The 15150-nt window shown below is 34.4% G+C and carries 13 protein-coding genes; 8 read left to right on the top strand and 5 right to left on the bottom strand.

Annotation, left to right across the window (positions count from 1 at the left end):
- Nucleotides 1-213: 213 nt before the first annotated feature.
- Nucleotides 214-1290, bottom strand: coding sequence for a phosphatidylinositol-specific phospholipase C1-like protein (locus RC62_RS11375; protein WP_055095341.1), 1077 nt, complete (start codon nucleotides 1288-1290; stop codon nucleotides 214-216).
- A 268-nt stretch (nucleotides 1291-1558) separates the two neighbouring features.
- On the opposite strand from RC62_RS11375, the gene RC62_RS11370 reads away from it, so the two are divergent.
- The 6 genes from RC62_RS11370 (at nucleotide 1559) to RC62_RS11345 (ending at nucleotide 10074) form a co-directional block, all read left to right on the top strand.
- Nucleotides 1559-2083, top strand: coding sequence for an RNA polymerase sigma-70 factor (locus RC62_RS11370; RefSeq protein WP_055095340.1), 525 nt, complete (start codon nucleotides 1559-1561; stop codon nucleotides 2081-2083).
- A gap of 83 nt (nucleotides 2084-2166) precedes the next feature.
- Nucleotides 2167-3090: a FecR family protein gene (locus tag RC62_RS11365; RefSeq protein WP_055095339.1), complete on the top strand. Its 924-nt coding sequence runs from the start codon at nucleotides 2167-2169 to the stop codon at nucleotides 3088-3090.
- Between the two features lie 76 nt (nucleotides 3091-3166).
- Nucleotides 3167-6451, top strand: coding sequence for a SusC/RagA family TonB-linked outer membrane protein (locus RC62_RS11360; RefSeq protein WP_055095338.1), 3285 nt, complete (start codon nucleotides 3167-3169; stop codon nucleotides 6449-6451).
- A gap of 3 nt (nucleotides 6452-6454) precedes the next feature.
- On the top strand, nucleotides 6455-8227 hold the full coding sequence (locus tag RC62_RS11355) for a RagB/SusD family nutrient uptake outer membrane protein (RefSeq protein ID WP_055095337.1): 1773 nt from the start codon (nucleotides 6455-6457) through the stop codon (nucleotides 8225-8227).
- 234 nt (nucleotides 8228-8461) lie between these two features.
- Nucleotides 8462-9487, top strand: coding sequence for an NAD(P)-dependent alcohol dehydrogenase (locus tag RC62_RS11350; protein ID WP_209435099.1), 1026 nt, complete (start codon nucleotides 8462-8464; stop codon nucleotides 9485-9487).
- Nucleotides 9488-9699: 212 nt separating this feature from the next.
- Nucleotides 9700-10074: an STAS/SEC14 domain-containing protein gene (locus RC62_RS11345; protein ID WP_055095335.1), complete on the top strand. Its 375-nt coding sequence runs from the start codon at nucleotides 9700-9702 to the stop codon at nucleotides 10072-10074.
- A 281-nt stretch (nucleotides 10075-10355) separates the two neighbouring features.
- Here the strand turns inward: RC62_RS11345 and RC62_RS11340 are convergent, their stop codons facing one another.
- From RC62_RS11340 to RC62_RS22865, 4 genes are all read right to left on the bottom strand, one after another.
- Nucleotides 10356-10637, bottom strand: a complete 282-nt coding sequence (locus RC62_RS11340) for a hypothetical protein (protein ID WP_055095334.1) — start codon at nucleotides 10635-10637, stop codon at nucleotides 10356-10358.
- A 30-nt stretch (nucleotides 10638-10667) separates the two neighbouring features.
- A complete protein-coding gene (locus RC62_RS11335) occupies nucleotides 10668-11087 on the bottom strand; it encodes a hypothetical protein (RefSeq protein WP_055095333.1) in 420 nt (139 codons plus the stop codon).
- A gap of 180 nt (nucleotides 11088-11267) precedes the next feature.
- Nucleotides 11268-11642, bottom strand: coding sequence for a hypothetical protein (locus RC62_RS11330; protein ID WP_055095332.1), 375 nt, complete (start codon nucleotides 11640-11642; stop codon nucleotides 11268-11270).
- Between the two features lie 21 nt (nucleotides 11643-11663).
- A complete protein-coding gene (locus RC62_RS22865; protein ID WP_157472490.1) occupies nucleotides 11664-11813 on the bottom strand; it encodes a hypothetical protein in 150 nt (49 codons plus the stop codon).
- Between the two features lie 376 nt (nucleotides 11814-12189).
- Between RC62_RS22865 and RC62_RS11325 the strand changes: the two genes are divergently transcribed.
- Both RC62_RS11325 and RC62_RS11320 read left to right on the top strand, forming a co-directional pair.
- Complete coding sequence (locus tag RC62_RS11325) at nucleotides 12190-14343, top strand: catalase (protein WP_055095331.1); 2154 nt, start codon at nucleotides 12190-12192, stop codon at nucleotides 14341-14343.
- A 131-nt stretch (nucleotides 14344-14474) separates the two neighbouring features.
- Nucleotides 14475-15131, top strand: coding sequence for a DUF6766 family protein (locus RC62_RS11320; RefSeq protein WP_055095330.1), 657 nt, complete (start codon nucleotides 14475-14477; stop codon nucleotides 15129-15131).
- Nucleotides 15132-15150: the final 19 nt, after the last annotated feature.

Genomic DNA, 15150 nt, shown 5'->3' with positions numbered 1-15150 from the left:
GAGGGATCTCCGTTAGTTAGCTCCACAAAGATTGACGATTTTGATTGTAGAGTTTCTTGCGGAGATCCCTCGTTCCTCGGGATGACATAAATGGAGACAAAAAATCCACGCTAAACCCCCTTAAATCTGCTTCATTCTCACACCAAAAAAAAGTTTCAGGTTTCACACAAAGTAAAACCTGAATACTGAATACTGAATACTGAGACTGAAAACTTACTCCCCTCCATTAACAGGATCAACTCTCACATAAGTTCCATCATCGTATTTTATCTGATAAGGAGAATTGAATAAAGTGCTTGGCAAATAATAATCGGTTGTGATGACTTGGGCACCGGATTTTTTGGCTGCTTCAAAATGAGTGTAATCATTAGCGCGGGCTTCTTTAGTATCTGAGTCGGCTCTGGTTCTTATTATATATCCTTTCTTTACTAAATTGGCAATTTCAGGATCTTCAGAATTGTTCCTGAATAACGTTGCGGCTTCGGGTTTTCCGGGATCAGCATTGATAAAAGCGGCACGACCTTTTAAGGATGGATGATTTTGGGCATACAAATCTCTTTTGGCTCCGTTATTGTCCAAAATAAATAAAAATTTACCTTTTGCTTTTTTGAGCGTTGGCCAATTATTATGTAATACCGCTTCTTCCAGCGTTTTGTATTTTCCTCGCACCATATCCGGTGTAATCAATTTATCGCCCAATCCTTTACGAAGTTCCGCATCTAAGGCATCAAATATTTCTGGTGTAAATTTCTCCGCTTTTGTACCTAAGAAACTGTCATCATCTTTTGGTTCGAGCGTAATAAAGACCGGAACGTGATCTGGATTGGCGTCAGACCATTTTTTTAATTCGGCAAGACAATTTTGAAGCGTATAACAGGACGTTCTAAAATCAATATCGATCATATGAAAAACTTTAAAACCCGGTTTTTTCATCTCTCCGTTCGGGTCATAAGCTTTATCTGATTTTGCAATGTCCAATCCCTTTGGGTGAAAATATTTTCCGCCTTTAGTATCAACCTGAACATCAATTTCCAGATTTCTTAAACCTTTATTCAATTGATCAGTAATTGGAATATGTGTGTATTGAAGGCCTTTTAGAGAACGTGAAGTATCTTTTGCCTGAATCAGATTGTATAAATCCGGTTCAATATTCTGGCGGTAACTATTGTGTGATCCAATGACCTGGATTTGATTGATCTTTAAATTGCCTTTTTGAAAATTGTCGCTTTGGGCATTAGAATTACTAATTGCAGCACCGGCAATTAATAATGTAAACAGAGTTTGTTTCATAATTGTTTGAATAGGAATTACTGAAATAGAAGAGGGATCTGACAAATGAGAAGTTTGCCGTTTTTGAGAATACTAAAGTAAAATCAACATCTGATTTTTGTGTTAGTTTAAGAAAAAGAAATCGCAAACCCAGTGTCATTTTTAGTTCAAAAAAGTAGTATTAATAAAACAAACGCATTCATTCCTTAATTTAAAGTTAACCTTCAGGAAAAAAACATTGGTATAACATTTTATTATTTTACATCACGAAACAGTCCCCAATTTTGTTATGAAGAACCCTGAAGTATTTGAAAAAACGTATAACGATTACTGGAAAAAGCTAAATGCTTTTTCGTATACGATGACTCAGGATAAAGACTTGGCGCAGAACATTGTTCAGGATGTATTTATTGATTTATGGGAGCGAAAAGATGATTTGAATATTCATGCGATCGAACCTTATTTGTTTCGTGCAGTAAAAAATCAGGTTTTCAAACATTACCAGAATAATAGATTTGACAAGACGATTCTTGAGGATAAATTCGAAGATTATATTATTGATCATTTCAGCTCGATCGATCCTGAATTAATGGATTTACTTTATTCCTTATTAGATAAACTTCCGGAGAAACGAAAAGAAGTTTTATTGATGTATAAATTTCAGGATATGTCAATTGATCAGATTGCAGAGGAACTTGGAATCTCGAAACAAACGGTGAAAAACCAAATTTCATCGGCCTTAAAACAATTGCGCGAAGGCTTGAAAGACCTTGCCTGGCTTGCTCCATTCATTATTTTGAACCAAAAGTTTTAAGATAACTTTCTGTTAATGGTTTCATAATATTTCTGGATAGTACGATTTTACAATTCTGGTACTTATTGGTAATAACAAGTATTATGATAAAAAGAATCAAGCATAGTTTAGAATATCTTATCGATAAAAGTTCCCAAAATAAAACTTCTCAGGCAGAAGAAAATTTATTGAATGATTTTGCTTTAAACGAATATCAAAACTCAAATTGGGACGAAACCTTGATGGGAAACCCAAATGAAGTTTCTCAACATATATACGACAATATTCAGATTAGAATAGGGAAGAAGAAACCTTTTACTCCTTATTTAAAATATATGGCAGCTGCCAGCATTCTTTTTCTGGTTGGTTTAGGATTTTTCTATAGACCAAACGTTACAGCCGAAAAACAAGTATCATTTAAAACGTCAGATATCCCCAAATCTATCGAATTAAGTGACGGCTCGAAAATTTATCTGGCAGCAAACTCATCATTTCAGTATCCTGAAAAATTTATGGGCGACGAAAGAAAAGTTTCTTTATTAAAAGGAAATGCATTTTTTGAAATTGCCAAAGACAAAACACATCCTTTTATTATTAGCTCAGGCGAAATAAAAACAAAAGTTGTGGGAACGTCCTTTCACATTCAGTTATCAAAATCAAAATGCGAAGTAATTGTCGTAACCGGAAAAGTAAATGTTTCTGCAAAAGGACAAAGTGTTGATCTGGTCCCAAACGAAGAAGCTTTGTTTACGGCAGAAAAACTGACCAAACAACTGGCAGATAAATCGTTTTTGGTCAATTGGTACAATACAGATGTTACACTAAATCAAACTACATTAAAACAGGTAATTACCATTTTACAATATAAATACGGTGTTTCATTTCAATACAATGACGAGCGTGTATTGGCAACTCCGCTAACGGTATTCATTAAAAAAGATGCGACGTTAGAAAGTATTCTGCAACAAATAAATTATATCACAAACCTAAAATTTAAAGTTTATGGCGAAATAGTAAGAGTGGATTAAAAAACAAAAAAAGCAGTTGCTGAGAACAACTGCCCATTATCATTAAGTATCGTAAAAAAAACCAATAACTTAAATCATGTATTTTAAACTTACCTATTTAAATCTAAAGAGAATTGTCTTTTTAGTACTGGCGTTACTGGCCGTTCAAAGCGGTTACAGTAAAACTAATTTTTCAGGAGAATCAAAAGTAAAAAATAAAATAGAAAAAGCTACACTTGTTTCTATTTTTTCAAAATTGACACAGCAAACGGACTATAAATTTAGTTACGGACAAGCTATAATTGCTGACAATACTGTTTATACGGTAAATTATACAAACGAATCTATATCTTTGATTTTAAGTGATTTATCTAAAAAAGCAAGTTTCAATTATAGTATTAACGGCAAATTAGTTTTAATCCAGAAAACAATTGCTCCTAAAACAATCAGTAATAAAGTAGTTGACAGAGTTAAAGTAAAAGGAAAAATTGTTGATGAAAACAAAGTGCCAATTCCTGGTGCAACCATTATGGAAACGAGTTCTACAAACTCAACAGTTACTAATTTCGACGGAGAATTTGAAATTACTATTGGTGAAGGAAAAACGATCGAGGTTTCGTACATGGGATATAAAACGAAAACAGTTACGGTACAAAATAGTTTTATGACCATTCAGTTAGAACCAAATACAGCCGAGTTAAACGAGGTTTTGGTTGTAGGTTACGGTAAACAATCTAAAAAAGATGTAACTGGAGCTGTTACGCAACTTCAGGCGGCAAATTTTAAGCAGGGAATCAATATTTCGCCTGATAATTTATTACAAGGAAAAGTTGCCGGTGTTCGTGTTGTAAGCACAAGCGGTGAACCGGGAGCTGGCGTAAATGTTACGATTCGTGGAGTTGGATCTATTAGAAGCGGAAGTACTCCTTTGTTCGTAGTAGACGGTGTTCCGTTGGCAAACGACGATGTGAGCCCATCAGGAACAAACGTAGGTTTTGGTGCATCTGCAGCAAAAAACCCGTTGAACTTTTTAAACAGCAGTGATATCGAATCTATTACAGTTCTTAAAGATGCATCTGCAGCAGCTATTTATGGTGCAAGAGGATCTAACGGAGTTGTTTTGGTAACGACTAAAAAAGGATCTAAAGGCGAAGGAACTTTGACTTTTGATACTTATACAGGACTTTCGACTGTGGCAAATAAACTGGATGTTTTAAGTGCAAGCCAATATAGAGGCGCAATTAAAGAACCTGCTTTTGATCATGGCGGAAACACAGACTGGCAAGATGTAATTTACAGAACTGCAGTTACAAAAAATAATGCTTTGTCTTTTTCTAAACAAACAGAATCCGGAAACTACTACGCATCTGTAGCACAAATGGATCAGGAAGGTATTATTCGCAACAGTAATTTCAAACGTATGTCAGGTAGAATTAATGCTGCCGAATCTTTTCTGGATAACAAACGTTTAAAAGTAAAAGTGAATCTTACAGCTAGTGAAACTAAAGATGATGGAGTTCCTACCAGCGATGACGGAGGTTCAAACGGACAGTTGATTGTGCATACTTTGATGGCAAACCCAACAAGATCAGTTTTTGATGCTAACGGAAAGTATACCAACTTTAACATGAATGCGCATTATAATCCTGCTTATTTATTGAGTATTTATGAGGATCAAACACGTACGCTTAGAGTTTTAGGAAATCTTGAAGCTTCGCTAAGAATTATTGACGGATTAGAATATAAACTAAACATTGGTATCGATCGTTCTACAGCAGAAAGAAACACAACAATTTATCCAAACGTAACTGATTTAAATCCAAAAGGGAAATACGTTCAGAATAATTTAGACTCTAAAAACTCTTTGGTTGAGCATTATCTGACTTATAATTTATTGCTGGACAAACATAAATTTGAGGTCTTGGGAGGTTTCTCTTATCAAAAATTTGAAAGATCAGGAACAAGTTTCAGTATCGACGGAATCTCTGCGCAAGGTGTTGGTATCAAACCATCTATTAATCCTGGTTTTGCAGGAACACAATCCGGAACGACAGGTTATGCTCAGGAAAACGAATTGCAGTCTTACTTTGGAAGATTAAATTACACCTTTAATGATAAATACCTTTTAACAGCTTCTATGAGAGCTGACGGTTCGACTCGCTTTGGTGATAATAACAAATACGGTTACTTTCCTTCATTTGCTTTAGGATGGAATATTTCTAAAGAAAGTTTCTTAGAAAATGTAACGGCTATAAACAACTTAAAGTTAAGAGCGAGCTGGGGACAAACAGGAAATCAGGAAGTTCAAAACAAACTGACAAAAGCAAGTTATTCCTTATCCGGTCCTGATGGATATTATTTATATGATGATTTGAGTCTGGTAAACGGAGTTTCTGTAACCAGAACAGCCAATCCTGATTTAAAATGGGAAGTAGTTACTCAGGCCAACTTAGGTTTAGATTTTAATTTATGGGGTGACAAATTATACGGAACTCTGGATTACTTCAATAAAACTACTACAGATGCAATCTTAAACGTTCCTTCAAGTCCTTTAAAACCAACAACAACAGTTTGGACTAATATCGATGGAAAAATCGTTAACAAAGGATTTGAGTTTATGCTTGGTTCAAAATTAGTTGATACTAAAAACTTTACCTGGAATGTGGATATGAACGGGGCAACCTTAAAAAATATAATTGAGGATTTACCGGTTTCAGAAATCTTAACAGGAACTATTTCAGGACCTGGACAATCAGGAGTAAATGCTAATATTTACAAAAGCGGTTACGCTGCAGGTTCATTTTATTTGTTGGAGCATATTGGTTTTGACAGTAAAGGAGGAAATATTTTTAAAGATCAAAACGGAGACGGTAAAATTGATAATAGCGACAGAATCATTATCGAAGGGGCTTTGCCAACTTTTTACTACGGATTTAATAGTGATATGAGATATAAAAACTTTACGTTTTCATTCTCTATCATTGGTCAAACCGGAGGTTATTTGTTAAATAATACAGGATTGAACGCCTTAAATATTAACAACCTGGCTTCTGACCGAAATGTTGCTACAGGATATTATGAATCTGGTGCAAACGCAACAAATGCTCCAACATTATCTACATTATTCTTAGAGAAATCAGATTTTATCAGATTGAATACTGCTCGTATTGGGTACAATTTTGATCTGAAAGGAGTAAACTGGTTAAACGGATTAACACTTTATGTAACAGGTCAAAACTTAATTACTATTACGAATTATACAGGTTACGATCCGTTAATCAACAGCCCGAAATCTAACGGAGGAAACCAATCTATTGGTATTGATTACGCTAGTTATCCAACTTCGAGAACGTTCAGTTTCGGAGCAACTTTAAAATTATAAATCATGAAGACAAAGACATTTTTTAGCCTAAAAATTATAACAATATTCTCTTTTATTTTTCTTTTAAACAGCTGTACAGATCTTGATGAAGTTGTATTAGATGAAAAATTAGGAACTGACGCTACAGATCCGGCAGGTGCACTTGCAGCTGCTTATGACAGACTTGGAGACGGGACCTTTGTAGATCACGGAGCTGTTTTTGCCATGCAGGAATACACTACAGACGAAGCTATTTTACCAACTCGCGGAAGTGACTGGGGAGATGGTGGAAAATGGAGGGACATGCACGAATTTACATGGACTTCAAGTAATGCTATTATTGTAAGTAACTGGGATTTACTGACAAACGGAATTACGCGTTCTTTGACTGCAATTAAGTCAGCAGAAGAAACTTCTTTTCCGGAAAAGGCTTTATTTTTAGCAGAATCTAAAGCACTTTTGGCTTATTATACCTATACTACATTAGATCTTTACGGACAAGCGCCATTTAGAGATCCGTTGAATGTAGATGCACCTTTGCAAATTTTAAAGGCTGAGACTGAGATTGACAAATTGATTACTGATGTTGAGGCTTTAATACCAAATTTAGCTGATCTTGGTACACAGCGTACGCACCACGGAAGATTTACAAAACAAGCTGCTTATGCTTTTTTAAGTACTATGTATTTAAATCGTGCTGTGTTAAAAGACCGCTACAATGCTTCTTCAGGTTTTAATTTTAATGAAGCTGCCGTAGCCGGATCAACAGGATCTGATATGGATCGTGTAATTTATTATACATCATTATTAATCGATTCAGGAAGATTTAGTTTAGAAAGTGATTTCTTTAAAAACTTTGCAAGAGATAACGATAATGGTAAAGAACTTATTTTTGCCATTTCTCAAAAGATAGATTATATCCGTAATGGTTCAAACAGTTTTGCTTATGTGTGTATGGAGCGTAACCAGAGAACATCTGCTGCAAACAGAGGAACAAATGCAGCTTGTATAACTCCTGAATTCTACGCATCATGGAATGGTAATCATGACGATCCAAGATTTGAACAACATTACCAATATGCTGATGGTACATGGTTTATGAACGATGGTACAGATGTAAGTGTTCCTGCAACAGATATCGTACCTAAAAGCAGCCCGGCATTGCCTTGGTTCCATTTTAACAGAGGAATTCAGGCCGGACTTCAATATGGTCCTGTATTATTGGCTTCGGGATCTCTAGAAATGATAGGGAACCGTATCAAGGTTTCTCCATTGGTTATGGAAAAAAGTACAGGTACAAGAATGAATTTTACACCATCATTAACATTTGCAGACCCTACAAAATCTGTTTTTGCTCAAAACGAAATCAATCAGGGAGCTCGTGTTTTTAAATATGAATTTGATCCTGAAGGAGGAAATGGTAACAGTAATGTTGATATTCCGTTATTCCGTTTAGGAGGAATTTATGCCATGAGAGCCGAAGCATATTTCAGAAAAGGAAACAATGGTCTTGCCATGATCGATCTTAATAAACTGCGTACAAGCAGAAAAAGAGAATCATTATTTGCAAACGCTCCGGGAAAAGCACTTACCTCTTTAGACTCAGAACAATTGTATAAAGAATTAGGTTTCGAATTGTACTGGGAGTTACAAAGAAGGCCACAAAGTATTCGTTTTGGAAAATTTGACTTGCCAGGAACTGCAAAAGCAGCTTCTCAACCTTTTAGAAGAGTATTTCCAATTCCGCAAACCGTTATAGACCAAAAGGTATTCCAACAAAATCAAGGATACAATTAAAAATTTTGTGTTAGTTTATTTTTATTTTTTTTACAAAGAGCCTGTTTCGAAAGAAATGGGCTTTTGTTATTAATCTGCTTTGCATAAATCTTAACGAACTATCTTGTTTTTTAATATCAACTTCAATTTATTAATTTAACATTGTAAGTTAATAAATACACAAATGCTTTAAAAGAGTAATCATTTACTTATATATTATTTAATTTAGTGAGATAATTTTTAAAATAAATTCTCATGAAAGCAGTACGATTTTTTGGTAATAAAGAGGTAAGGGTTGTAAATGATTTAGAAAAACCTTCACCTAAAGGAGATGAAGTATTATTAAAAATTGGAGGTGCCGGTGTTTGCCATTCTGATTTGCATGTAATTGATGAAGGTTTGGTTTCCGGAGTTACTTTTACACTGGGACATGAAAATGCGGGTTGGGTCGAAGAGGTCGGAGAAGATGTAAAAGGGTTTAAAAAAGGAGATGCCGTTTTAGTTTACGGACCCTGGGGATGCGGGCATTGCAAGCCTTGCCAGCATTCTAGCGAAAACTATTGTGACCATCATTCTGAACTTCCTTTTGGTGGCGGACTTGGTTTAAATGGTGGTATGGCAGACTATATGCTGGTGCCTTCCTCACGTTTATTAGTACCCATTCATGATTTAGATCCCGTTATTGCAGCTCCATTGACAGATGCAGCTTTGACACCATATTCAGCGATTAAGCGTTCGTTACACAAGTTAATGCCTGATGAATATGTTGTTGTAATAGGAGTAGGAGGATTGGGACATGTTGCACTTCAGATTTTGACAGAAATGTGCGGTTCAACTATTATTGCTTGTGATATAACTCCTGAAAGACTGGCATTTGCTAAGGAATTAGGGGCTTCTTATACTGTAAATTCTACTGATAAAGACGCTGCAGAGCAAATACAAAAAATCACGGGAATCAAAAAAGCAAAAGTAGTACTTGATTTTGTAGGAGCTTCATCAACCGTTGCCTTAGGAACTAAGATTATTGGTCTGGACGGAGATTTGACAATAGTGGGATTAGGAGGAGGAGAATATGACTATAAAGTAGGCGGATTGCCTGTGGGTGTAAGCGTAAGTAATCCGTATTGGGGATCCAGAACTGAATTAATGGAGGTAATTGGACTTGCATTACAGAAAAAAATCCATATCGAAATTGAAAAATACAGTTTAGATCAGGCACTTGAAGTTTATGATAAATTAAGACGTGGACAGATAAAAGGAAGAGCGGTTTTAGTTCCGTAATACCAACATTAAATTAATCAATTAAAAAGCGGATGAAAAATATTTTTCATCTGCTTTTTTTGTTTATTATATTATTAAAAAAGAGATAGTTATAATGTAAAAATAGAATGAGATATTATAAATCAGGATAGTAATTGTAGACGTAAATTTGAAAGTAATTATCAAAAAAAGAAATAAAAATCAAAATAGAATAATTCAAAAAAGAAAATAAAATGATACATCAAATCGATACAACAGACAATATTGTAGCTTTCAGAGCATTGGCAGAAGTAACCAAAGAAGATTTTTTGCGTGTAGTTGTTCCTTCCGTAGAACATTTGGTAAAACAAATTAATGAAATCAATTTTTTGTTAGTTTTAGATACTGATATTCAAAATTTCACTGCAGGAGCCTGGCTTCAGGATGCGCTACTTGGATTGAAACATCTTGGAAAATGGAACAGGGCTGCCATCGTTACGGATTCTGATGAGATAATTACTTTCACTAACGGGTTTAGTTATGTCGTTCCGGGAGAATTTAAAGGATTTAAAAAAATAGATTTTAATAAGGCCCTGAATTGGGTCGAAGGAAATATTCAGGTTAAATAACAATACCTGGAATTTGATTGTTAAGAGTAATTTATTTTAAGCTGCTGCATGATTCACTTTAAGTAAATTCTATTTTAGCACAGCAAAGTCAAAAAAACAAAAAAGCCTGTAAATAATTTTACAGGCTTTTTTGTTTTATAATGATATTCTATAAAAATAGCCATCAATTCACGAATCTTTTCTAGCTGATGATGTAGCATAATCAATGAATTGGTGGCTAACCAATATCTCTTTTGTTGGTTGTTTGTTTGGGAACCTGAAACAGAAAACCTCAAACAAATTTAGTGATTATATTCGATACCACTGCTTTCGTTGCTTTCTCTTTTTTCTTTATTTTTTTTCGAAATTTGCTTATAAAATGCTGAAGCCAGTAATGGCAAAGCAAGACTTCCTACTATGGCACCGGCTTTATTTTGTCCTGCTTTTTTTAATGCAGCACCAACTATAATTGAACCTACTCCAGCACAAAGTAAGTGTTTTACAGAAAGATTTGGTATTTTGTTTCCTACTGTTTCAGGAGTAATTCCGTGCAATAATGGGTCTATAAAATTTAAATTTTCCATGATTTATCTAATTTATTTAGTTAACTTTTATTATGAAGATAGTTTCTCACTATCTATTTCGTTCTCAATTTCAATTTTCTCAATCTCAATTTTTTCGATTTCTACCTTTTCTTTTTTAATAGCCTGTCTTAATAAAGCAAAAAGGCTCATATAAACATTTGCTACAAAAACCAGCGAAAATCCTGCCAAAATATAGCCGCGCCAATCATTTAGCAAAAGTTTATAATTACAAAGGATTAAAAAAACAATTGTGACATAATGGCTAAAACAATATTCGCATGTAAAGAGATAAAATGCCTTTCTGGCTAAAATGGTCCGATCGTTTTTAGAATGTTTGACACACCAGTCACGGGGTTCTTTAAATATTTCTTCATGCGTGACAGTCCAGCTAATACAAGCTATAGGGATAGCCAGAGTAAATAACCAGACAAGTTGAATTGTAATATCCATAATACAAATTAATTTTTTTAAATCTCTATAAATTATTTAAAAACAGATATTCTAAAATTACTTCAATTCAGGCTATTATGGTTATATAGTTTTAATTTTTTATTATAAAATTTTAGTACCATAACAAAATAACCGTTAAGCTTAATTCCTAACGGTTATCTAATGGTAATATTTCATGAACTAGAATTTTTCAGGACTAATACTCGGGAAAGGATCATGTGATACTTGATCTATATCGCGATCCAGATTTCTTGAAGCTTCTTCTTCATCAGAATCATCATCATCTAAATCTCCATCTTTTTCCAGAGAATCGTCTAAATCGTCCGGATCCTCATCATTTGTAATTTGATCTTCATCATTTAAAATGGGTTCCTCACCGGGATTATTTTCATTTCGGTTATAATCATTTGTCTGATGGTTAACATCATCTATAAACTCTTCCTGAATTTGATATTTACTGTCCTGATTTGCGTTTTCTTTATCAATAAGAGTATCTAAGTCCTGATTAAAATCACGGTTTTCATGACCATAATTTTGATTTTCTCTATTTTCCATACTAGTAAATTTTAGGATTAATTATTTTTTTGCTGTTGCAGGCTTCTTTTCATCCTTTGCAGTTGGTTTAGTTTCCTTTTTTGGAGAGGTCTCTTTTTTGTCTGTTTTCTTATCTGTAGACTTTGCACCTGATGTTGCAGTGCTGCTGTTTTTTTTATCTGTAGTTTTCATAATATAAAATTTTAATGATTGTTATAACACAAATCTACCTCCTAATAGCCCGCAGTTCCTTACAGAAAAATAAATTCTAATTGTATAATTAACAGCTATTTATAATGTAAGTTTTATTCTTAATAATATAAAAATAAATAGAGTATATGATTCTATTTTTTTAAAACTATAATGTAAATATTATATCTGATAATCAAATGTTTAAATGATGTAATCTTTGCCTATAATCATGTAAATCGTTGGTTTTATTGTAAAGTACATTTGTCAGGCTTGTTGCAGTTGATAATTCTCAAATTGCTAATGATAACTACAAAAGAGAATTAAAAAACACTGTTTTTTTTAGAACTATTTAAAAATCCTAACAACTATCAAAAAAATGAAAAATTCAAAAAAACCAAGTCAGGATCACGCCGATGATAAGCAAAGAGATTTAGAATTTAATAAATCAAATGCTGATAATCAATTTCTGACGACCAATCAGGGAGTAAAAATTAATGACAATAACAATTCGCTAAAAGCAGGCGAGAGAGGACCTTCATTACTGGAAGACTTTATCCTGAGAGAAAAAATTACCCATTTTGATCACGAACGTATTCCGGAAAGAATTGTTCATGCAAGAGGATCTGCAGCTCACGGATATTTTGAATTGTATGACTCAATGGAAAAATATACCAAAGCCGGATTTTTAAACGATAAAAGTATTAAAACGCCTGTTTTTGTACGTTTCTCTACTGTTGCAGGATCAAGAGGTTCTACAGATTTAGCTCGTGATGTACGCGGATTTTCGGTTAAATTTTACACTCAGGAAGGAAATTATGACTTGGTAGGAAACAATATGCCGGTATTTTTTATTCAGGATGCTATGAAATTTCCTGATTTAATTCATGCCGTAAAACCTGAACCACACCACGAAATGCCTCAGGCAGCTTCTGCACATGATACTTTTTGGGATTTTATTTCTTTAATGCCGGAATCCATGCACATGATTATGTGGGTAATGAGCGACAGGGCTATTCCAAGAAGTTTGCGAATGATGGAAGGTTTTGGAGTTCACACATTTAGATTTATCAATAAAAATAATGAATCTCATTTTGTAAAATTTCATTGGAAACCTAAATTAGGAACTCATGCCGTAGCCTGGGATGAAGCGCAAAAAATATCAGGTAAAAATTCAGATTTTCACAGACAGGATTTGTGGGAAGCTATTGAAGGCGGAAATTTTCCGGAATGGGAATTAGGCGTACAAATTATTCCGGAAGCTGACGAGCATAAATTTGATTTTGATCTTTTAGACCCAACCAAATTGATTCCGGAAGAATTAGTACCGGTACAAATTATAGGTAAAATGGTGCTGAACAAAAATCCGGATAACTTTTTTGCCGAAACAGAGCAGGTTGCTTTTCATCCCGGACATGTTGTTCCAGGAATTGATTTTTCTAACGATCCGTTATTACAAGGAAGATTATTCTCTTATACAGATACACAATTGTCGAGATTAGGAAGTCCTAATTTTCATGAAATCCCAATTAATCGTACCGTTGCGCCTATGCACAACAATCAGCGAGACGGACATATGCGTCAGGAAATTCCAACTGGCCGCGTAAGTTATCACCCTAATTCATTAGGAGGCGGTTGTCCGTTTCAGGCAAAAATTGATGAAGGAGGGTTTAGTAGTTTCAACGAACGAATCGATGCACAAAAAATACGCGAAAGAAGCGAAAGTTTCTCAGACCATTTTAGTCAGGCAAAACTTTTCTTTAACAGCCAGACACCAATAGAACAAAATCACATTACAGACGCCTTGTCTTTTGAACTTGGAAAAGTAGAAACAAAAGCAATCAGAGAGCGTATGTTGGGATTAATTTCTAAAATAGATAAAAACCTGGCGGCAAAAGTAGCCAAAGCTTTAGGAATGGCTGTGCCAACTGAGCTTGAAAAACCAATTAACCACGGAGTTGGAGCTGATGATAACGGAAAACATGAACCTGTAGAAGTAAAACAATCTGTTGAAAGTTCTGATGCCTTAAGCATGCTCAAAAATCCAACAATATCTAATACGATCGCTACCAGACAAGTCGCATTTTTATGTGCAGAAGGTGTAAATGCCGAATCGATAAAAACGATGAAACTAGCTCTTAAGGATGCTGGGGCAAAAGCGGTGATTATTGCACCGCATTTAGGAACAATTGTTTCTGAAGAAGGGCTTGAAATTCCGGTAGATCAAAGTTATCTTATCGCTGCATCTGTTTTATTTGATGCCGTATTTGTTCCCGCAGGAAAAGGAATCACCGCACTTAAAGATAAAAAAGAAGTGGGCGAATTTATAAAAGATGCGTACCACCACTGCAAGTTTATTGCTGCAGAAGGTCAGGGAATTCAGGTTCTTCCTTTAAAAGATGATTTGCATAAAGATGCCGGAATCCTGACAAGCGAAAAAATAGGAGATAAAGCTTTGGCAACTTCTTTTATAAAAGCAATGGGAAGACACCGTTTCTGGGAAAGAGAAGACCTCTTAAAACAAGCAAAATAGTGTTATAAAACTTTGTAAAATTCACAAAAAAAAAGACATAGAGAGACATAGGTTTCATTAAAAAAATTGTGAAATCTATGTTTCTATGTGTTCTGATTGATATATAATATGAAATTTTTAATAAGCAACAAATGAAAAAATTTTTATACCAAAACAGTCTGTCTATTGTATTTATGTTACTTTTTACAGGAGCTTTTTTTGGCCAGATATTTTTTGGTATTCAAGAATATAACAAAGAGCTTATAGAAAATGGCGGTCATGCCGTTACGATGAGTAATTATCTGACCACCGGACATTTTATAGAATCAACTTTTGAAAATTGGGAAAGTGAGTTTTTACAAATGGCTTTATTTGTATGGCTCACTATTTTCTTAAAACAAAAAGGATCATCAGAGTCTAAAGGTTTTGATGGAGATGAAGAAGTAGATCGTGAACCATCTGCAGAGCGAAAAGGCGCGCCATGGCCTGTAAAAAAAGGCGGTATCTGGTTGTGGTTTTATAAAAACTCATTAACCATAATTTTGTTTATACTGTTTTTTGCCTCATTTGGTCTTCATTTTTACGGAAGTTTCAAAGATGAAAATACAGTTAATATGCTAAAAGGGAATTCACCAATTTCTTTAGCAGAATATTGGGGAGAATCCCGTTTTTGGTTTGAATCTTTTCAAAACTGGCAAAGCGAATTCCTTTCGGTTTTTGCCATAATTGTGTTGTCTATTTTTTTACGTCAAAAAGGATCTTCACAATCTAAACCCGTAGATGCGCCACATAGCGAAACAGGAGAATAAAGAAATTAAAAGATGCTTT

It is taken from the genome of Flavobacterium aquidurense (assembly GCF_001404985.1).
Taxonomy (GTDB): Bacteria; Bacteroidota; Bacteroidia; order Flavobacteriales; family Flavobacteriaceae; genus Flavobacterium; species Flavobacterium aquidurense_B.
The sequence above is the reverse complement of the archived record's forward strand: the minus strand, read 5'-3'. Positions and strand labels throughout refer to the sequence as shown.

Coding starts and splice junctions, on each gene's coding strand:
- RC62_RS11345 (WP_055095335.1), top strand. CDS start 9,700: ATGATACATCAAATCGATACAACAGACAATATTGTAGCTTTCAGAGCA.
- RC62_RS11320 (WP_055095330.1), top strand. CDS start 14,475: ATGAAAAAATTTTTATACCAAAACAGTCTGTCTATTGTATTTATGTTA.
- RC62_RS11360 (WP_055095338.1), top strand. CDS start 3,167: ATGTATTTTAAACTTACCTATTTAAATCTAAAGAGAATTGTCTTTTTA.
- RC62_RS11335 (WP_055095333.1), bottom strand. CDS start 11,087: ATGGATATTACAATTCAACTTGTCTGGTTATTTACTCTGGCTATCCCT.
- RC62_RS11355 (WP_055095337.1), top strand. CDS start 6,455: ATGAAGACAAAGACATTTTTTAGCCTAAAAATTATAACAATATTCTCT.
- RC62_RS11340 (WP_055095334.1), bottom strand. CDS start 10,637: ATGGAAAATTTAAATTTTATAGACCCATTATTGCACGGAATTACTCCT.
- RC62_RS11365 (WP_055095339.1), top strand. CDS start 2,167: ATGATAAAAAGAATCAAGCATAGTTTAGAATATCTTATCGATAAAAGT.
- RC62_RS11370 (WP_055095340.1), top strand. CDS start 1,559: ATGAAGAACCCTGAAGTATTTGAAAAAACGTATAACGATTACTGGAAA.
- RC62_RS22865 (WP_157472490.1), bottom strand. CDS start 11,813: ATGAAAACTACAGATAAAAAAAACAGCAGCACTGCAACATCAGGTGCA.
- RC62_RS11375 (WP_055095341.1), bottom strand. CDS start 1,290: ATGAAACAAACTCTGTTTACATTATTAATTGCCGGTGCTGCAATTAGT.
- RC62_RS11350 (WP_209435099.1), top strand. CDS start 8,462: ATGAAAGCAGTACGATTTTTTGGTAATAAAGAGGTAAGGGTTGTAAAT.
- RC62_RS11325 (WP_055095331.1), top strand. CDS start 12,190: ATGAAAAATTCAAAAAAACCAAGTCAGGATCACGCCGATGATAAGCAA.
- RC62_RS11330 (WP_055095332.1), bottom strand. CDS start 11,642: ATGGAAAATAGAGAAAATCAAAATTATGGTCATGAAAACCGTGATTTT.